Genomic DNA, 19792 nt, shown 5'->3' with positions numbered 1-19792 from the left:
ACTGCCCGGACCCTTGGGTTCCGCCGGCAGGGACTGCGAACAGGACGGAGATGAAAAGCTTCGAAACCCAATGCCGGCCAATAGGTTCAAAAGTCAGGGGTTCGGCCGACAGTCATCGGGAAACCAACCTGCGGCCAGTACGGCAGAAAATGGCGGAGCTCCTAGGAGAAAATCCGAACCTTTTGGACGATCTTTTCAAAGAGCTTGAGGATTGGGAAGCGATTTTGAGCACGCTGCCCGATTTCAATGTGGATGATCTTCCAGGCGAGAACGATCCGCCCGACTTAAGCCCACGCTGAGCTTCACACTTATTCAAATTTAACTTCACCCGCCCTCGGACCGAGCGGCGGGTTTTCTTTTATGGAGACCTTGTAGCCGCCCATGTCCAAGACGACCGACCACCGCATCACGATCCGGCTCAAGCCGGACGAGTATGCGCTGTTGACGGTAAAGGCGGGCACGAAGCCAATAAGTACGTTCTTGCGTGATCTCGCATTAAAAGAGGCCGCAGAGCGAAGAAAGCCAAACACACCTGCACCATTGAAGGACAGAAAAGACCTGGCTCAGGCGCTCGCCTTGCTCGGAAAATCCGGCCTTTCCCAGAGCATGGCGGAACTGGCCCGTGGCGTCCGCCTCGGCACCTTGCCCATTTCCGAGGAAACCGAAGCCCAGATTGAGACAGGCTGTCGCGACATCGCCACTATGAAATCCGCCCTCATGTGCGCGCTCGGGATTCAGGAGCGCTAGGCCATGTTGTTTGTTGCCAGTGAACGCGGGAACGGCAAGCAGCTTGCCACCCATCTCCTGAATCAGATCGACAACGAGCATGTCACTGTTCATGAGGTGAAGGGCTTTGTCTCAGAGGATGTGACCGGAGCCTTCAAGGAGGCACAGGCCTGCGCCTCCGGCACCCGTTGCAAGAATTATCTCTTCTCCGTCTCCCTCAATCCGCCCGAAGACCGGGATGTGCCAATCTCCGTTTTTGAGGAAACCATCAACCGGATCGAGACAGATACGGGACTGAAGGACCAGCCGCGTGTGGTGGTTTTCCATGAGAAGAACGGCAGACGTCATGCACACTGCGTCTGGTCCCGGATCGATGCGGATACCATGACCGCAAAAAACCTCAGCCACTACAAATCGAAGCTGATGGGGATCAGCCGGGATATTCATCTGGAGCAGGATTGGAAGATGCCTGCGGGACTGGCCAAGGGCAGCGAGCGCGATCCGCGTAATTTCTCTCTGGCCGAATGGCAGCAATGCAAACGCATGGGCAAAGACGCCCGCGAGATTAAAACCGCCATTCAGGATGCCTGGGCGATCAGTGACAATGCCGCCACCTTCAACCATGCTCTGCGCGAGCGCGGCCTAACCCTTGCCAAGGGGGATCGGCGCGGCCATGTGGCTGTGACTCATGAAGGTGAAGTGCTGTCCATTGCCCGGTACACAGGCAAGAAGGCGAAAGAGGTCCGGGCTAAGCTTGGCGAGCCTGAAAACCTTCCGAGCGTCGAGGAAGCCAAGGTCCAAACCGCCAAAGACATGCGCGGCGCGTTTCAGCGCCATGCGCAGGAAGCCAAACGCCACAACGAAAAGGAAAAGCAGCGTCTGGACGAGCAGCGCTGTAAGATGGTTGCTCAGCACCGGGCGGAGCGGCAGCGCCTTGAGAAAGGCCAGAGGCTTCGTTTCGAGCAGGAAGCGCGGGAAAGATCGGCGCGGATCAATTCGGGCCTGAAAGGTCTATGGCAACGCGTGTCCGGGCAGCGTGCGAAAATCCAGCGGCAGAACGAAGCCGAGGCGTTGGAAGCCCTACGGCACGACCGAGAGCAGCAAGACGCCCTGATCTTCCAACAGATGCAGGACCGCAGAAAACTGCAAACTGAATTGAAGGCGCTTCGGGATCGGCACAAGAGCCAGCTTGCCGACATTCGCGACGACCAACGGCGTTATCGTGAGATGCAACGCACACCTTCGCAGGAATTGGCACCGCCCGCCCTAAAGGCAGAACCGCCGAAGCGGAACGAGACTCCAATCGAACGTCCTACGCTCAATACGCCAATGCACGACCGGACAGGCGAAGCGAATGCAGCTTTCCAGCGGGCGCAGCACCCGCCGAAACAGACAAAGCCGCCATCAATGGAAGATCGGCTGGAGCGTCTTCGTACCCGGTCAGGCAATACCCGGTCGCGGTCGGATAGAGGCCCCGATAGAGAGCGATAGCCGTCCAGAAAATCGCCTCCGGAACTTTTTCCGGGTTGCCTCCGAACCTACGCCCTGAGCCAAGAAGGCAATCCCATAAACCTAAGCTCAGGTTCAGGCACAAAACGAAATTTTTCAGGCCTGAAGCGCAACTGAAAGGAGCTTGGTCATGGCTAAGAAGAACGAGTACGAACGCGTCGGCGGCGGCAGCTACGGCATCTATCGCAAGAAGCCGAAGCCGCCGTTTGACTGGGGGGCACTGTTCGGGGGCATCGTGGTGATCTTCATCATTCTTGCCGTTCTGGGAAACCTCGCAGGCTAACATCGATACGTTTCAGTAAAGGGCGCTTTCGAGCGCCCTTTTTTGTTTCAGCTAAACAAGGAGGTTTACATGTCCCCCTTCAATGAAGAATTCCGGTTTGGTAGCGCTCATTGGGCAGAGCTGCATGAATTACGCAGAGCGGGGCTATTCCATCCAAAAGGACCGCAGATTGGATATTTCGGTGCCCGGTCCCTGTATCTCGACGGCGATGCGCCAATGATCACCATCGGCGGGGCTGGATCAGGGAAACTCCGGGATGATCTGGCCTATGCCGTTTGCAATTCACGTGGGCAGCGGATGGCGATCCTCGACCCGCGCGGGGAAATCTCCAGAATTTCCATGATCGCGCATACGGCCAACGGCGAGCATGCCTATAATTGGAATCCCATGGGCATCGCGGGATTGCCAGGTCAGAGCTGCAACCCGCTCGCTATTCTTGATATCCGGTCTCCGAACTTCCATGCGGACTGCCAGTTTATCGCGGAAAGCCTGATCCCGGCATCGCATTCCAGCAACGGGCGGTATTTCGAGCTGAGAGCGCAGGAATGGTTTGGCGGCATTCTCACGTATGAAGTCGAGCGCAACGGCAAAGTATCCCTGCCTGCCATGGTTCGGGTCATCAACAAGATTGAGGCCGACCCGCAAGCCTGGGCATCCTATATCGAAAGCATGCTTGCATCGCACTTTGCGCATGTTCGCCGGATTGCCGGAGAAATGCTGGTGAAGCAGCAGGACACCCCCAAGGAGTTCGGTTCCATCCTTGGAGAGATATATGCCAACACGGCCTTCCTCAATGACCCGGCACTCCTAGCGGCCTTGGAAGGAGATGGCTTCGACCTGTCCGTTCTGAGCGACCCCCGCCGGGTCGCGAAAATCTTCTTCAATGTTCCGGCGGAATATCTCTCGCTTTGGTCGCCCGTGTTGAGATTGTTTTTCACGGTGATCATGTTGCTCAAGTCCCGCGACCCCTCCGGCCCCCGCATTCTTCTCCTTGTCGACGAAGCAGGCCAGTTGGGGCACTTCGAAGCTCTCTTGCGTTCTTACACTTACGGTCGGGGTGCTGGCATTCGCACTTGGGCAATATTTCAAGACATCGGCCAGATACAGCGGAACTACGGCGCTCCGGCCTTGCAAGGCTTTCTGGGGTCGGCGCAGATGCGCCAGTTTTTCGGCGTGAGGGACTACGAAACCGCACGGCTGATTTCCTCCATGCTTGGCACGGAAACACTCAGCTATGACGACACGCTAAAACAAAGCGAAGCGCGTTTGCAAAGGCAGGAGGCGTTGACACAGGTTATCTTCGGTGCCGACCCGATGGAGGTCGCCCACAAAATCTCCCACTACAGCCATGCGTCGACAAGCCGGACCAAACAGCAACGCCCGTTGATGAGCGCGGACGAAATCATGGATATGCCGGAAGACGAGCAAATCATCTTCATCTCTGGCAAAGACCTGCCGCCGATCCGGGCGAACAAATATCCATATTTCACCCGAAAGGAAATGGCCGGAAAATACCTGCCCAATCCTTATCATCCGCCCACCGACCGCGTACGCATTGCCAAATGGTTCGGCATGGGTTGGGCAAAGGTGATCACCGAACCCGCCCCGTATTCTGTCCGAGATTTCCCCCAGTGCCGGAATGGCCTCTGGTCTTATGTCGAAGGCTTTAAGCCTCAAATCTGAACCGGAGACATTGACATGAGCGACGACCAAAACGGCAAATCTGCCGGACCGAGTCACATTGCCTATCAGGTGCGCGAGAAGGACGGTGGCAAATCCTACTTTAACCGGGTCGGGTCCGCTTTCCCTCACAAGGACGGTCAGGGCTTCAACCTGATCCTGGATTCCGTTCCCGTGGATGGAAAAGTGACCCTGCGAACCCCGCAGGAGCGCGTGAATGCTATGAAGCAAGGTGGCGGCAATTCCCAATCCCGCGATAGCAAGGAGCAGGAAAGATGACGGATACGACGAAGGGCAGCGCTCCGGCGCGGCCTGTCCGTCCCATCGCCACAAAGGGAGAGCGTGATGCACTGATCGCGGGCCGTCCGAAGCCCGTGGTGGAACATCACCTCACCCCCGGCGGCCAAACTGAAGTGACGGTCAAACAAAGGATCGAGGCGGCACGCGAAAGCAGAATAACGGAAATTCAAAATGCCTTTAGCAGCGCGCAGAAGAACCTTCGACAAGATCGGGCAAAGGCTATGGTGCGTGGCAGGGCAAAAGTCGATTTCGACCGCAGCCGATAGCTCCCGCTATTCATGACTTTTCAAAAGATAGGGGTCCGCCCCTATCTTTTTTGTTTGCGCTCATGGAAGCGTTCCATTTGCTGGCGGGCGACAGAGAGCTTGAGCGTATCGTCGGTAATGTCCATGCCCATTTCCTCGCTGGTCCGCACGAAGTAATCCAGCAGGTGCCCGAGGGCTTCCTCAACTGGAACAGACTTTTCATCGGCCCAGTTAAGCGTCATCTCCAATAGTTCATCCTCGTCCGGGGCCCAGGAGCAGGCAACGACACGGTCGAACCATGTCCACACCAACCGGAATGCTTCGATCTTCCGGCACTGTCCATCGGGGAAGGAAAGAGCACGGGAGCTGACCCGCAGCATTTCTTCTTTTTCACGTGCAATCAAATATTCAAACATTTGAAAACTATACGCCATTTCAAAAGCACGATGCAAAGAAAACAGCAAAAAGCCGGAAACGCACCAGCGCTCCCGGCTTTTCTATTCGACTGTTGGACGCCGTTATCCCGCCATGAAACGGGCGATGAAAGTGATAGCCCCCATGATGATTAGTGTGCCCGTGGTCATGCGCGATACGAAGAAGATGACCGCGACAAGCAGTACCCCCCAAAGGAAGTCGACAAGACCCACAAGGTCCGGGGCATAATGGGCGGCAGTGAACTGGCGAACCCAGACACCGGTCACGTCATAGGCGAGCGGCGTCAGAAAGAAGGTGACGATCACAGCCACCACGTTGGCTAGCCCGGTCGCCGAACTCATGATGATCGACTGGGCTGCTTGGTTCCTTTCGCCTTTGGTTTTTGATCCATTCCACATCAGATCACTCCTTTCCAAAAGGAGAAGCCCGAAGGCCGGGCTTCTGAAGTGAGAGTGCGGGTTTTAATTCGCTTCGCTGGGCAGGCTTATGGAAGAAGTTCCATTCGGTCGGCGATCTGGAATGTCAGATCAATCAACCGAAGCCTAGGGATCAGGTTCCTGTGCGGAATCTGCTTGAGAGGAATATGCGCCCGATTGCGAAACGACCTGATCCAGCGAAACGACCCGTCGTTGTTGAAGGCTTTGTCGATATCTTCGTCACCGACTTCGAACTCGCGGCCATTCGGCCACAGGATGTCATCGTTGAAATCGAAGATGACGCTTGCCATCCAGTTCGGAAACTCGCGGCTGCTGATCGGCACCGCAGCAGAGCGCTGAGCAAGACATTGGTAGCGGCTTCTCAGAAGTAGCTCCCTGTCCTTCAGGGCGATGATTGCTCCAAATTTGTTGGCGTCTAGTGCGGTGCCTTTGTTCTGATAAGGAAGGAATGTCATTTCCTTGCTTCTCCAAGTCTATGGAGAAACTGGCCAGCCCTCACGGGTTCAAATCACATCAACCCGGGGTGGAGCCGCGTTGACGGCTTCAATATCCCACCGCTGGAGGCCTTGATTCCGGAGTTAAAAGGCTATTTGCTCCGGACTCGGCAACCTTAGATTTCAAGAATGAGATTTTTAACTCAGGCCTAGTGGGGCACCTGTCACTCGACCACCTTGTGCTGCTCCCGTGACTTTGCTCACCGCTCTTCACACTCCGGTTCAGCTCGGGAGCCTTTCAAAATGCTTACGGACTTTTTGTCGAAGAAATTCAAACAGTGGTCGCCTGTATATTGGGCCCGTTTGCAACTGGTAAAAACCGCTGAGGAAATTCAGGCGGCACTCAACCACGACAATCCTGAAATTGTCGATTTTCTGCTCGAAAAATCGAACTATGTACAAGATTTAAGGGACCAGTTTTTCACTGACCCTGTAGAAAATGTAACGGACCTTGCGTGGTCCAGTTTTACGCAGAGTACAGCCCTTTTAGGAGCGTGTCCTCGGGTGCAGCCACGCACTCGAAAAGGGCTATGCGAGAAGGTGCAAAGTAATATCCGGAACGTACTGAAGCTAAAGCTTGCAGAAGATGAACAGTTGATTTTGAACTTATCCCTATGCGAGGCCAGCCTCCATGTGTTGGACTGGGAGTTAAACTCAGAAATATACAATAGGGGACAGGAGAAAAATTTAACGGACATAAAGAGAATAATTGAGAGAATAATTACCCATGTTGAAGGTAGAAAGAATAATATTAGCCAGATTCTCGAGAATGATTTCATCAAGTTTAGAGCATATTACCTAAATGCACAAACGTGCCGCCTGATTAATGGCTTGCCTTGGAATAGGGTCGATGTTTCTTACTCTCAAAGAGCTATAGAAAATCTTGAAGCTCTGTTGTTACTGTGGGCGCCACGGTTTTTCCGACTAGGGATTGATTCAAAAATCGAACTGGCACGCCTCAAAGCCCAAATCGGAGAGAAAACAGAAAACATATCTCTGACTAAAGATGCCTGTAGCATGCTTATCGCCACCGCGTCGCAAATAAAAGAAAATCAAGTAACTTTGAGGCAAACCTTATTGCAGTCCCTCGCCCAGGCAGCAGCTAGCGGCGTCATTATTGATCCCTCCGATGAGGATTTCTCCAAGATAGCTTTTTCAAGTGCATCTGCTTTGATGGATTTCCCGAACGCTCCGTTTGAGGCGCGGCTTTCAGTTGTCCGTGCTTCGATCCTCGCGAACATGGCGCGCAATAATTGGAAGGCTGCCACGGATTTATTTGAAAAGTTCGTAACGTTTCAGGCTACTTATCTGAGTACATGCAAAACTCAGGAGGACATACGGAATTATGCCAATCATGCTGAGCGCATAGGCGATCTGTCAGCGTATTGCTATTCCAAACTGGACGAGCCGCACAAAGCGGTATTGGCCGCAGAAAGCACTCGCTCACTGTTTTGGAAATATATTGCGACACAAAACTCCAGCGATAGCGATTTCGTCCAGAGATCATTGTCAGGTCAGCTGGCCTTAAACAGCGATACGTTGCAGCGGGTCAATATCAGTATTTCAATATGTGATTTTGGAGTTAGTTGGACAGTCCTTTGGCGAGAGGGTGATGAGAACCATATAAAGACCTACTCAACAGATAAATTTGATAGTAAATTTCTATTGAATAATATGTTTGGTGCAGAGAGTTATTTGAATGAATATTATCAATTTGCAACCAGCCTCAACACAGCAGTCGGAAACGAATTTGAAGCGGCTTTTCAAAATTGGAACGCAGTATTAGCTCAAACCCTTAATTGGCTTTGGGATGCTCTAATGGCAGAAATCCACCAGAGCCTGATTGAGTTGGGAATAGAACCAGATACACATGTCCACCTTTTACCGACAGGCTTGTTAGGACTTTTGCCTCTTCAGTCGGCAGGCTCCTATTCTGAGCGCGAGGGATGGAACTGTTTCTCAGATCACTGGACTGTCACCGTATCTGACACAATGGCCCACGAGAATTTCCGGCCAAAGCAGCAAACGCAGTATTCTTATCAATTTGGAGCGGCGCCAGATGATAGCCCCAAGCGCTTTGGAATAACCAATCCCACAGGCGATCTTGGAATTGAAACGAATCCAGCAAATAAGTTGCCAGGATTTGTCGACCTTTGCAGAGAAAACGCTTCCAAAAACGAAATTGTCAGATTTCTTCGGAAATGCTCGCTGGCATCGTTTTTCTGTCATGCCAGGTGCGAGCAAGCCGCGCCTGCCACGTCTTATTTTATCTTGTCTAATCAAGAGCGCCTGATGCTCGAAGAAATTTACAAGCTGGAGCTGGAAAACAATCCTACCGTTTTCCTGGGGTCGTGTGAGAGTGGCATATACGAAGTATTTCAGGAGAACGAAGCGTATGGGCTTGCTGCGGGTCTCCTTTGGGCTGGAGCAAAATCCGTAGCGGCAACCTATTGGCCTGTAACAGTGGGGACTGCGGCAAAAACCATAGAAAACTTGGCAGACCAATATTCCGAAAACCCTCAGCGTATTCCGACTGCATTGACCCTACTGCAAAGGAATATGAGGAGGGGAGCCGTTACCGCAGAGCCCAAGGCCAATATCCCGGAAAGCAACGTCCTCACACTGAGGCCTACCAAAAAAATGACATTGGAGGGCGATTTCAAAGGGGGAAGCTCAGTAGCTGATTTTTCTCAACCAGCGCACTGGGCGGTTTATGCGATTCATGCTCGTTAGGTTTGAAGTGATGGCCAGGGCATGTCGTTCCCTGACAAAGCAAAATCGAAATAGTCTACCCCGGCTTCATCGGCAACACGTGCCTCTATATTCATCACGCGTTTCGCAAAGTCATACCCTATTTGTCCGTCCGTCGAACCATCAAATGGACGAATAGACGGTACGTTTCCGGACGGCAAATATCCGTCTTTGTCCAAAACCAAGGGGTTTATCGAGGAAATAGCCTCCAACCACTTGTGCTCAACCTCTTCAAGGCTTCCAAACTCGGGAACAAACGACGACAAAATATTTTCTCGTACTGTCGATATGTCATCTTGCTCAGGCCGCAATAGCATCAATGAAACATATGAACGGTTAAGCGCGACCTTGTGAAACGCGGTCTTTCCATCTTCCTCTGAACGACAATTCGCATCTACTCCCGAGAGCAGGCATTTCACTAAACCGGGGACATCATCTTCAGATGCCGCTTTAAGAAAATCATTCTCAATACTCATAATAAAACCAATGTTAATATCAATTGAACTAGAAATATTATGAATATTATAGAAGGAATTATCAAATAAGAATTGATTTGCTTTAATTATCAAAGCTTTGATGCATTTTAAGTTTTCTCCTGATTGCGAGCTTAAGGGGAAAAATCGATAATTGCTGCCCCTTATGTAGGAAAGTTTTATTACTTCAGTTTCCAATTCTATGTTGACGGAGGCCATATCGAGCGTGAGGTCCGCATTGGATCGCTCGACCAGAGAGTATGTATTCTTTCCAGAAACAAACAGAATTCCTGAATACTTTTCTATTCTATCGCAACGTCCTTGGGACAACCTAATTTGAAAACTGCTCTCATCTTCATTGGTTCTTTGATCATATTCAGCTCGAATATGCCTTACTTTAAACTGATTGGAGCGCTTGGGACGAACGCAGACAAGCTCACTCAACTGTAAGGATACGTCATTCCGTTCAGAATGACAGAATTCACCCACCGGAAACGCTTCTAGCATCTCTCGCATCTCTGTCGGAGTGAGATTCGGAGGTTTCTTAGCAGTAAAAAACGGGTTATTCGGAAGTTTTTCTAGTTCCTTGGCGTGCAAAACATTTTTCTCGATAAGAAAATTTTTGATTTCTTGAATATTTTCCTCATCAATAAAGGTTGCTACTTTAAATAAGAATGATCTAAAAGCGTCATATTTCAGATCGTATAGATTATCGTATTGGTCCTTCTCAATTTCTTCAGGAATCTTACTCTCAATGATTTCATATGATGTCGACTGAGAATTGATGATCTCCCGTAAAATAGTTCGTATAGAGCCGCGATCATATTTGGTATTATAAAGATAAATAAGGCGCTCTTGTACTAGGGCAACGTTTATCGGTTCCATCAGGCTCCTCTTTGCCTTTTCCATTCTAGCATAGAATTTTCATGAGAAATCGTCATCTACCCATAAAGTTTGCAACCTTGAATTAAAAAATGGTATAATAACAAATATTTTAAGGCTATGAAATTTATAAAGAAATTTGTTGATGGTGGATTATTTGGGCGAGTTTAACGAGATCGTACAGGCGCAGAAAGATCGAGCGCGCCAGCAAGACATCGACGATCTCAATGCCGAACTCGGCGGCTACGACAATGGCCGAACAAAACGCTTCCTGAGCGCCGAAACACGCGATGCCATTCGCGGCGAAGGACGGAAGGGGAAAGGCCATCATCAGCTTTCGACGCTAGAAATGCTCCTGCTTAATCCCGAATATTCCCGGATTTATGTTGAAACACAAAATCGCTTGCAGGAGTTGGCGCAGGCGGCTGAAACCGCCCTGGAAAAGGCCGAGCAAGCCGCAGCACGCGACCGGGCCGCTTATGAGCACGGATTAGAGCGCGCCTATGTTCTGGATGATGGACGACATGTCTTCCGGGATGAACGCGGCATCGTCTGGGATGAGCATGATCACCGCATCAATGATGATGTGGCCGCGCAGATCGAGTGGAAGGGCCATGAACTAACCCGCGAGGAATTTCTGGAACTGCGTGACCCTATGCGGGCAAGCGATAAAACAGTTCTGGATATCCGCGAATATCAGACCGAAATCGGCGACATGCAGAACCAAATGAAAGACCCGGATTTCTCCGCCGATGATCTGATGAAAATTCAGGAAAAGTTAGCTGAGCCTATGCCGGAAGCCATTCAACATGAGCTGCCGCAAATTGCCGAGCAGCCCGGCAACACTATGGCCGTCGAGCTGCCAAAGTTCGACTAGTGAGATAGTGCATGGCTGTCATGGACGACCCATGACCGCTCTCTTTTCCATATCAGCGACTAGAATAAGTGAAAGAGCCGCACTGCTTTTGCAGGACCGCGATAATGACACCTCGAGGATGGAATTCGTCATACTTGCGCATGATCTCATAGAGCTCAGCTTCGCGCTCCTTCCGGTGTTTGAAATACCATTCGCCAATACATTTGGCCTGTATTTCATCATTGAAGGCAGATACGGCCCCTAATGTACCGATAGTCGTATTGATATAGGAGGCACGGCTACCTTCAGGCCATTTCAGAAATTCCGAGCTTTTGAAAATGTCTTCTGCGTAAGACAGGCTCGAATAACACAATGAATACAGAATTACCAAAGCAATAACAGCTCTCGATTTTGCATTTTTTTTGAATGAATTCAGAGAACAAAATAGATATTTTTGTTTTTCTCATTGAATTTACTTGATGATTGCTTACAATAAAGGCTGTTTAGTGGCATGGGTTAAGGCGTGAACATCCGCCAAGCCATTGAAACACAGAGAGGTATGGGACCTTGGAACAAAAATATCTAAACTGTTCCCCGCGCTGAGCTTTACTTTCCGGCGGGGTACGAGGAGTGAACCGCCATGACCGCCAGCGATGCCTTTTTCAAAGGAATGAGCCTCTACACAATCACGGGCGAACGGAAATATCTGACCCCCACAGAGCGCAAACGGTTCTATCCCGCTTTATCCGTTCTGGAACAGCCCGCCGAGCGCACTTTCGTTGAAATGATCTACTGGACGGGTTGCCGTCCCTGCGAAGCGCTGTCTATGGCCGCCTTGCAGGTTCAGCTTGAGGACGGTTTCATCGTAATCCGCAGCGCCAAGAAGCGCGGAAGGCTGAAAGGGAGGCACTTCCGTACTGTGCCTGTTCCCCGCAGCTTCATCGCTCGGCTGGACGAAGCGCACGGCCTGCGCACCTTACAAAACGCCGACGATCCCGAAACCACATTGCTCTGGCCGTTTGGGAGAACCAAGGGCTGGCGGCTGGTCCGCACTGTAATGGAAGAAGCCGGGATTTCCGGCGTTCAAGGTTGCGCCCGTGGCCTGCGCCACACGATGGGCGTTCACGCCATCATCACCGCCGTACCGGAAACCCGACTGCAATCCTGGCTCGGTCACGCCGATCTTTCCACCACCGCCATCTATGTCAACGCCATCGGCCCCGAAGACCGAGCCATCGCAAGGCGTATGTGGCAGTAGGTCTTCCCCATGAGGCGCCCGTCCGCCGCATCCCCAATCGGCAGAGCGGGTGTCTCGCCAGGGCCGAAAAACGCCGCGATGACATTACCGATATGCTCTGCGTCTTTCGCATGAAACTGGATCTAATCGACTTTATAACTCCCGCTTTCAATCGAATAAGAATTGTAAAAAATAGCAATATTCGACCAAAAATGTTCCAAAAGCCATTAGGTCAAATGCCTTCTTCTCTGAAGGATCTTAGTATGGAAGGTGATTTCTACGTTGAATCAACGCTAGAAATGACTGCCAAGCATATGCACACCATCCCAACACGCCCTGCCTAACGCAGATATGGCCGAGATTGCCGCGCAGTGGTTCAAAAAGTCGGCTATAAAAACGGCGCCTATTTGCGGGATCAGCGATCAGAATGGCAGGGTTAAATTTGTGCGATTGACGGGGTTCGACTAACTGACACCGGATGATATCCGTGCCAGCTAAAGTTGAAAATTCCTCAGACAACTTTGTTAGTTGCTTGGTGTCAAATCGAGAGTGTTGGAAGGCTCTAATTCATACGAAGCAGAGTCTACTTCCAATCCATAGGAGCGCAACATAAATTCATTTATCTCTTCGGTGGAAAAACCTCTGCGCTTTTGATCAAGCACAATTTGCTTTACATCGTTTTCGATGTCCAGCTCAACAACTGTTTCGGAAATCTGTTCCATCAATACATCATTAAATGATAACGGCATGTTGTCCTCATATTCAGCGAGCTTCATTCGAGCCCCAGAGGCATATAGGTGTGAAATTAGGCGAAATCCGCACTTTGACAAGTCACACGCAGAAGCCTCCGTATTGTGCATACGGCCCGCTAATTAAACGTAAATTGCACAACTAAAGTTCCAAACTTTATCTTAACGTTGGTGAAAAAAAATTCCAAATACTTTTTAATAAAAAAGAAAAATTAGAAAATTATTCCAATCCTATGCTCCTCTAGAGCTCTTTATTATCCTTGGATGGAAATTGCGGTCCAGTACCCAATCAACAACACTTTTTTCACGGCCATCGATAAGGAGCCTTGGTTTAGCATTCGTATCAGGCACAAGTCTCAGAAAGACAGCGGAGTTTGGATCGGGGCACTCAAATGGGAGCGAATTTTTCATATAAGGACTGCGAAAATACAACACCGAGAAGTTCTTATCTGTTTCCCGCTTTTCCTGACTTTTGGCGACCAATGCGCGTGAACTTATAGTCATTACAGCACAGCCATGGTCAGCAGCGAAGAGCGATGCATATTTCGCTCCCCAGCGCTGCTCAATTTGGGGGCCGTCCATAAGCAGTCCAAACAACAAATTAGGACCCACAGAACGGATAATCTCGTGGCAGGGCTCACTTCGGGCCAGGTCCTCACAGACTACGCCGCAAAAAGCCGAGTTTTGTCGAAATGCAAGAAAGTTGACTTCTCGAGCGCGTCCAGAAAAGTTCTCCCAATACGATTCCAATTCAGACAATCCGCCGTCGGCCCCATGCTCAAACGAGTAGTCTAGGATCTGCCCACCATCGAGCTTCCAACGATGGTGCTTCGATTGACTAATATCGAAAAATCCATCTTCCGTACTGTGTCTTCCTTCCTTTCTTGCCACATACTTCCTTATCCAGATGTAGTTCCCCTTCTTAGGCTGTGGTTCGCAGTTTTCACTTGACCCTGAAATAATAAATTCAAGGCTGGGAGCCATTTTCTTAGCCAATACGGAAAACTCTTCGAAGCTTTTTTGGTTGAGAGCCAACTCAGGCAATGCGATAGCATGAACAGATTTGCCATGCTCATCAATGCACTCCCGAATTAGTTCAGAGCAAACTGAAAGGAATTTTGAGAATTTTTCACGTTCGAGCCAGGATTGTTTGAGCCGAAATACATTTATGGATCTTTCAGTTGTTTCGTCGTTTAGCCGAAACAGATCGAACTCATTTTTTTCATAGTCATAGGGGAAGGGTATTACTAAGATATTCAAGCCCGGATCGGTTTCCACAGTGGCCACACTCGTTTGCACCGACCATTGAGTACGCACGAGACCGCGAGGTCTAAGCAATGCCAAGTTCCTAGAAAAAACTCTTGTACCCGCACCCAAGGTCGGGACAAGCGACTTGGGTTGGACGCACACAACGTCCGGATCCGCTCGGGGTGCTAAAGAGCTTTGCAGCTCAACATTTTTCGCAAAGCCATTTAACTTCTTGCGTTGATTGATTTCCTGTACACGCAAGCGCCAAAAATTACCCGCAAAAGTTTTTTCATTTAAGTCAAAAGGCGTAAATCCAATGCCATTACAAGCGGTATCCGAAATTACAAAAAGTTTATAAGCGACCAGCCACCAGTATTGGTCGTTTCTCTTTCTTTCTTTATTGAATTTATAGGCTCTATGGTTTAAGGGAAACTCCCAATAATTGAATAGATCTTCCCATAGAATGGAAATTTCATTTGGTATTTCTTCGACGAATTGTGACCATTTCTTGCCAATCTCCTGCATTTCCTTTGAGCTTTTGCTATCTAGAAAAAGCTTCGGATATTCTTTATGGGAGCGATTAAGTCCCGCGCCAAAAAACGCCAACGCACCCGAGTCTTCCAATAATAGCCCCGTTGCCGCAAAAATATCTTGCGGTGTCCCCGGTGGTAAGTGCCAACTCGGGTCAGATACCAAAGATTTTGCAGTTCCTTCAGGAAAAACTCTTCTGATCGAACTCCCGACAGTAGATTGGAATCTGCCTTTTTCCATGTTTTTTCGGACGTGAGCCGGAATTTTGTGTTTCACTAAATTGCTTCCCCCAAAGCACTCAAAATTAAACTCTTAATATGCACGCCTCGATTGCGCAACATAGCAGGCCATCTGACTTTCGCCTACTTTTTAGCGCCGAAGTGGACAGTTGTAGGCCTACTGCTGGGATTGGTTAATTGTGAGCGTCCGTCCGGAGCTGACCTGATTTCTTGCGCTATTCTCTGTTACGCTTCTCTGGCAGCGTAACACCATGGCATGAGGTCGTTAACGCGGTTGTGCCCTAAAGGGCGGTATGCGAGATGTGCGTTCTCCGGTGGTTCACACGGTATGCGAGATGTGCGTTCTCCGGTGGTTCACGCGGTATGCGAGATGTGCGTTCTCCGGTGGTTCACGCGGTATGCAAGATGTGTGGAGTCTGCCGTCTCCACATCTTGGCAAGGGAGGCCCGCTGCGCGCCTCCCGTTGCATCCCTCCCGGCTATTGACGCATTCCAGGCATCGAGCCTTTCAAGCGCCAGCAAAACGACCGGACGTTTCATCTCCGCCAGGGAGCCGTCGTGCTCCCACTGGACCCCATGACCAACCTTCCGCAGATTGGATGAGCGCCAGCGTATCGACGCTGAACCCGATCAAAGAGCTATCGCGCCCCTTGAAACTACTCGCAGGGCTTGGAAGTATGCCTCTCCACCGGTGCCAAATGCACAATCGCCAGGCTGGTTGAACGCCCTTCAAAAAACTTTTCGTAGATTACACGAGGCCCTAGTCATCAGATTATGCAGCCTGATTTTTAGCCCATTGCCGAGCCTGTTCTAGTCCAGCGATTATTTCAGGAACAGTCTCATCAACCATTTCATCAATAACCGCTAGCGCTTCATGTGATTTCATATATTCTGGGCGCAGTAGTTCCAGCCCCACATATCGCCATCGCGGGCTTTTGTTTTTCAATAATTTCGAAAGTTCCTTGACCTCATATTCATTGAATGGCGGGGTGCTTTTAAGAACAGTTCGAACCGTATCTTGTGAAAGCTTTTCGTTGATACACAATTCAACGAAAAGGCATCGTGCAGAATTTGTATTGCCGAGCTGTTTAATCATTATTTGAACAGAGAAATTTCTAACATCTGTTCTCGGGTCAGTAATTGCCTGAAAGATATCTTTGTCAGACCACGACTGGAGCTCAACAAGTTTTACTAAACTATCACGCGGGCTTGTCGGGACCGTTCCACCCTTCACAGGGTATGGCTCCTCATGCTCAAGCCAGTACTCATAGCCCTCACGTGAAAGTTCAATAACCGAAGGCTCTTGTGGCGCCGCTATCTCTAACATCAGGCTTGCGGCTGCTGCAGCATTTTCGACATCAGCACTAAGCAGATGAATGCGGCATACTTCGAGTAATGACTTATTCCATACGGTGACCTTTGAGAGAGCGTCAAGAACTGGGCCTACATGTTTTCGCTCGCCACCTGCAGCTTCCATCAAGACCACCAAAGATTTATCTTTCGGAAGAGATAAAGCGAGATGAGAAGCAAGTGCCACTGCATAATAGCCGTCTTCACTTAAAGCCCGCCGTGTTATTTCTTCTCGTTCGCTCTCAGTAGCTTGATCCTCAATAAGCGCAGTTGCTATTCGCGCCATCCAGTAAGAACTTTCGCGGACGCATTTTTCCAGCTTATTCAGATCAGCAGGTGGAGTGGCGATTGAGTGCCAATCGGGAAGGTCACAATCAACGCGAACGGTTCTCTCAAACAGACGCGCGGAAAGGTCGGCCTGTTGCTTAATTTGGTTTTCTAATGCTGCCACTTCTGAAACGAGGCTATCCAAGGGAATACCAGCAGCATGAACAAAACATCTCATTGTCTCCTGCTCGGCAGCCGCAAGTTCACCTGACCCTGCACCCGCGACCTCATGAAGTGTCATATTCCAGAAGCCTGTGATCTGCAAAATAGCACTCACATACAAAAAGTTTTCTTCTACTGAAGGAATAATTACCTTTCTTTGCCCTACTGTCAGAAGGCTAGTTATTGGGGAAAAAACCCCAAGCAAATTGTCCTTGAACCCTGTGCTGAAATTTTCGATCCAGTTCTTATCAAAGCCGGAGATCCCAAAATCAGCCTTTTTTACCTGCTCATGAATCTCATGTCTCTGAAAACATTTGCTGATAGCTTCATAAAATCCAAGGCTGTACTTGTCCCTCAGCTCAACAATTGGCGCAACTGCTTCGATGAGCTCAGGTTTCGGAAGGGTAAGAGCCAGTTGGTCGATAAGCCTAACTACAAAGGCTTCAATTAGTCCGACGGGAGATGGTTTATCTATCGCGATAAAACCCGTTGTTAATTCTGGCTTATCTTCCTCTATCGTGACTCGCAGTTGTAATAATTCATCTTGTGCATTGGCAACCTCCATTGGAGACGGGTCGTTAGCCAGCAAAAGACTGTGCCCCAGCAGTCGGCTCCAAATGAATTGCGAATTGGCAAGTGATTGGCCGATCGACCTCGTATAGTCTTGGTAACGGGCAGCGGCATCAATTAACGGTGTTGCAATAAGCGTTACTAGATCTCGCCGACCGGTCATACTGAGTTCAGATGAGTGTTGAAAAACTAGAGACAACACCTCGTTTGACAGGTTCTGATTTCCGAAGGCCGCTATACGAAGAGATTGCGCAACCTTTGGAGCGCAGACAGACGTAATTTCAAAATCGGCGAGTAGTCGAGAGACCACTGCATCTCCCCATCCGAGCATACTTACAAATTCAACAACCTCTTCCCATTTGCTATTAGCCATGCGCTCGCTAAGTAACTCGTCGCGCTTTTGGGAATCTTTAATGCTTTCGACGAGAAATCTCGCTGAGGAAAACTCTGCAAAGGTGCGATGAATGAAGGTCAGCAGTTCTTGATCTCCGTGACTGACCCTTTCCAATAAACCTACATCAGTCCAATACTCCACGGCCTTCTGAACAAAATCCTGAGCCTTCAACTCTGTTGTTCCCAATGCAACGCTCAGCTGGCCAGTCACGAACTCTGTGGTGCTTTTTGAATCACTCAACGGAAATGCAATCGAATGTTCGCCAATGAGATTGAGAACATAATTAAGTACAGATTCAGACATGCCGCCGTCATCAGCGCGCGGCGCGTTTGTCTTTTGAATACGCTCGATAATCGCACTGTACTGAGCGGCGCGGTTCTTCTGAAATGGCCGCCCATCTGCTAGTAACACCGCGCTCAAGACTAAGATCAGTGGAGTTCGCTTGATCGCGTTCGATAAATCCTTCGGCACGCCATCGAGCCTATGCAGACGTCCCGGAATAGTTACCGAACCGTTGCTGATTAATCCAACCAAGTCGCTGAGCGCTTGTCCCGCATTACTGTCGTCCTGGGCTAGCATTCGATAATGACGCCAAGCATGAAAGTGCGGAACATCATAACCTATGGGACGGGTAGTGACGATAATCTTGATGTGCGGGTGGCTATTTGAAAACTTCGTCAGTTCTGCAGCAATTTCAGCTTTTTGAAAGCCGCATTCATCCAATCCGTCCGCGATTATTACCCATGGAAAAGTCGGAGAAGCATCATTGCGGTTCACACCTGAGCCATCCAAACCTAAAGCGAGCATCGCTTCCCAGAGGCCATCTCCGCGCTGCAAACGTGTAGCTAGTCGGGGCAGGCGAAGGCTTAAAACGGGGAAGCCGTCGAGACCATATTTTCGTGCTATCACTTTGGCTGCAGTTGATTTCCCTGCGCCGGGCCCTCCGATCAATACAAGGTGCGGCACAAATCGCCCGAGCCATTCTATATCAAATGAGGAATCATTACGCGTAGCCTCTACCGAGCCGTGATAGCGCTCCAGTGCCTCCGCAAGGTCGGAAGTGGCTTGGCTAATTGGAGCTTCTTGTACTTTTACACTGGTCTTAATCCAAGCTTCTTCTAGAGCTAGCGGGCGGGTCATTCCTGGAATAATTAGATCAGAATTGTTAGTCACTATCCATTGAGCTACGGATGCGATAAATGAAACAGGTTGGGAGCTATCACGCCCGAGATCGATTGCATTTGTGCCCAATACGCGACCAATGGAAATAAGATCCCGTCGACCTTTGGTCTCGATGATCTTTCCGCTATCGATATATAAAGCGGACCAGGCACTTTCCGCACTTTTCTTATCCTTGCAAATATCCTCCAAGTCCCGAATAGCTGTTTGAACGCTTGGGGAAGTGAGTTCAGTGGCGTCTACAGTCACTACACGAAGCCGCGAACATACGTCTCTTACTTTCAATCCACTATTTTCAAGCTTTTGCTTGAACTCGAGTGAAATGCCTTTCAGGTTGTCAAATCGGCCGTCACCCATACGAATAATATCGCGAGACAACTCCTTTCTAATCGTCTGCGAAGAGCTGTCACAAACAATAAGAAGGCCAAATTCTAAAGGGTCTGATACAATGCTCTTAGCTAAGGCTTCTAGGGCCGACCAAAGCTTAGCGCCACGAGCAAGGCCCCGTTTCACCTGCACCTCCAGATGGGATTTGTCGGAAAGGTCAATTCGAAAATCATCCCCGCCGCCACTGGTCTCCGCGGACAACGCAAGCGGTAGTGCGGTGCTAAGATTGCCAAGCCAAGGCAGCCATCTTCCAGTTGCAATATGAGTTAACCCGAGAGCCGCGACTGCCGCCTGATAATTTATCCCACTGGCTGTGGCGGCTCCTCCGGCAATATTTTTTTTCATAGTT

At 49.9% G+C, this 19792-nt stretch carries 18 protein-coding genes; 11 read left to right on the top strand and 7 right to left on the bottom strand.

Annotated elements, in window-relative coordinates:
- Positions 1-50 precede the first annotated feature (50 nt).
- The 7 genes from ACN0SO_RS23510 to ACN0SO_RS23480 all read left to right on the top strand — a co-directional run bounded on the left by ACN0SO_RS23510 (position 51) and on the right by ACN0SO_RS23480 (position 4764).
- Entirely contained in the window at positions 51-299 is a 249-nt protein-coding gene (locus ACN0SO_RS23510) for a hypothetical protein (RefSeq protein ID WP_417681694.1), read from the top strand.
- Between the two features lie 82 nt (positions 300-381).
- Complete coding sequence (locus ACN0SO_RS23505; RefSeq protein WP_417681692.1) at positions 382-747, top strand: hypothetical protein; 366 nt, start codon at positions 382-384, stop codon at positions 745-747.
- A gap of 3 nt (positions 748-750) precedes the next feature.
- Positions 751-2217 carry a relaxase/mobilization nuclease domain-containing protein gene (locus ACN0SO_RS23500; protein WP_417681690.1) on the top strand — a complete coding sequence of 489 codons (1467 nt, stop codon included), beginning with the start codon at positions 751-753 and terminating at the stop codon, positions 2215-2217.
- 148 nt (positions 2218-2365) lie between these two features.
- Positions 2366-2518 (top strand): hypothetical protein, encoded by a 153-nt coding sequence (locus tag ACN0SO_RS23495; protein ID WP_417681688.1) that lies wholly within the window; start codon positions 2366-2368, stop codon positions 2516-2518.
- A 69-nt stretch (positions 2519-2587) separates the two neighbouring features.
- A complete protein-coding gene (locus tag ACN0SO_RS23490) occupies positions 2588-4201 on the top strand; it encodes a type IV secretory system conjugative DNA transfer family protein (RefSeq protein ID WP_417681686.1) in 1614 nt (537 codons plus the stop codon).
- A gap of 15 nt (positions 4202-4216) precedes the next feature.
- On the top strand, positions 4217-4477 hold the full coding sequence (locus ACN0SO_RS23485) for a hypothetical protein (protein WP_417681684.1): 261 nt from the start codon (positions 4217-4219) through the stop codon (positions 4475-4477).
- Positions 4474-4764: a hypothetical protein gene (locus ACN0SO_RS23480; RefSeq protein ID WP_417681682.1), complete on the top strand. Its 291-nt coding sequence runs from the start codon at positions 4474-4476 to the stop codon at positions 4762-4764. The genes ACN0SO_RS23485 and ACN0SO_RS23480 overlap by 4 nt, the downstream gene beginning before the upstream one ends.
- A gap of 41 nt (positions 4765-4805) precedes the next feature.
- Here the strand turns inward: ACN0SO_RS23480 and ACN0SO_RS23475 are convergent, their stop codons facing one another.
- From ACN0SO_RS23475 to ACN0SO_RS23465, 3 genes are all read right to left on the bottom strand, one after another.
- Complete coding sequence (locus ACN0SO_RS23475; protein ID WP_417681680.1) at positions 4806-5207, bottom strand: hypothetical protein; 402 nt, start codon at positions 5205-5207, stop codon at positions 4806-4808.
- A 54-nt stretch (positions 5208-5261) separates the two neighbouring features.
- Positions 5262-5576, bottom strand: coding sequence for a hypothetical protein (locus ACN0SO_RS23470; RefSeq protein WP_417681679.1), 315 nt, complete (start codon positions 5574-5576; stop codon positions 5262-5264).
- 86 nt (positions 5577-5662) lie between these two features.
- Entirely contained in the window at positions 5663-6070 is a 408-nt protein-coding gene (locus ACN0SO_RS23465; RefSeq protein WP_417681677.1) for a hypothetical protein, read from the bottom strand.
- Between the two features lie 282 nt (positions 6071-6352).
- Between ACN0SO_RS23465 and ACN0SO_RS23460 the strand changes: the two genes are divergently transcribed.
- The gene (locus tag ACN0SO_RS23460) at positions 6353-8842 is read left to right on the top strand and encodes a CHAT domain-containing protein (protein ID WP_417681675.1); all 2490 of its coding nucleotides are present in this window, start codon (positions 6353-6355) and stop codon (positions 8840-8842) included.
- Here ACN0SO_RS23460 and ACN0SO_RS23455 read toward each other — a convergent pair.
- Complete coding sequence (locus ACN0SO_RS23455; RefSeq protein ID WP_417681673.1) at positions 8839-10218, bottom strand: hypothetical protein; 1380 nt, start codon at positions 10216-10218, stop codon at positions 8839-8841. The genes ACN0SO_RS23460 and ACN0SO_RS23455 overlap by 4 nt on opposite strands.
- Before the next feature lie 142 nt (positions 10219-10360).
- Here ACN0SO_RS23455 and ACN0SO_RS23450 point away from each other — a divergent pair, with 142 nt between their 5' ends.
- The 3 genes from ACN0SO_RS23450 to ACN0SO_RS23440 all read left to right on the top strand — a co-directional run bounded on the left by ACN0SO_RS23450 (position 10361) and on the right by ACN0SO_RS23440 (position 12652).
- Positions 10361-11092: a hypothetical protein gene (locus ACN0SO_RS23450; RefSeq protein ID WP_417681671.1), complete on the top strand. Its 732-nt coding sequence runs from the start codon at positions 10361-10363 to the stop codon at positions 11090-11092.
- A 619-nt stretch (positions 11093-11711) separates the two neighbouring features.
- Entirely contained in the window at positions 11712-12329 is a 618-nt protein-coding gene (locus ACN0SO_RS23445) for a tyrosine-type recombinase/integrase (RefSeq protein ID WP_417681670.1), read from the top strand.
- Between the two features lie 92 nt (positions 12330-12421).
- On the top strand, positions 12422-12652 hold the full coding sequence (locus tag ACN0SO_RS23440) for a DUF2026 family protein (RefSeq protein ID WP_417681868.1): 231 nt from the start codon (positions 12422-12424) through the stop codon (positions 12650-12652).
- A 180-nt stretch (positions 12653-12832) separates the two neighbouring features.
- Here ACN0SO_RS23440 and ACN0SO_RS23435 read toward each other — a convergent pair whose 3' ends face one another.
- The 3 genes from ACN0SO_RS23435 to ACN0SO_RS23425 form a co-directional block, all read right to left on the bottom strand.
- Positions 12833-13084, bottom strand: a complete 252-nt coding sequence (locus ACN0SO_RS23435) for a hypothetical protein (RefSeq protein ID WP_417681668.1) — start codon at positions 13082-13084, stop codon at positions 12833-12835.
- 204 nt (positions 13085-13288) lie between these two features.
- Positions 13289-15112 (bottom strand): hypothetical protein, encoded by a 1824-nt coding sequence (locus ACN0SO_RS23430; protein WP_417681666.1) that lies wholly within the window; start codon positions 15110-15112, stop codon positions 13289-13291.
- 734 nt (positions 15113-15846) lie between these two features.
- Entirely contained in the window at positions 15847-19788 is a 3942-nt protein-coding gene (locus tag ACN0SO_RS23425; RefSeq protein WP_417681664.1) for an NACHT domain-containing protein, read from the bottom strand.
- Positions 19789-19792 lie beyond the last annotated feature (4 nt).

Source organism: Roseibium sp. (assembly GCF_048260565.1).
In the GTDB taxonomy this organism is placed as follows: Bacteria; Pseudomonadota; Alphaproteobacteria; order Rhizobiales; family Stappiaceae; genus Roseibium.
Note: the sequence above shows the minus strand (reverse complement) of the source record. Positions and strands in the feature narration are given on the sequence as shown.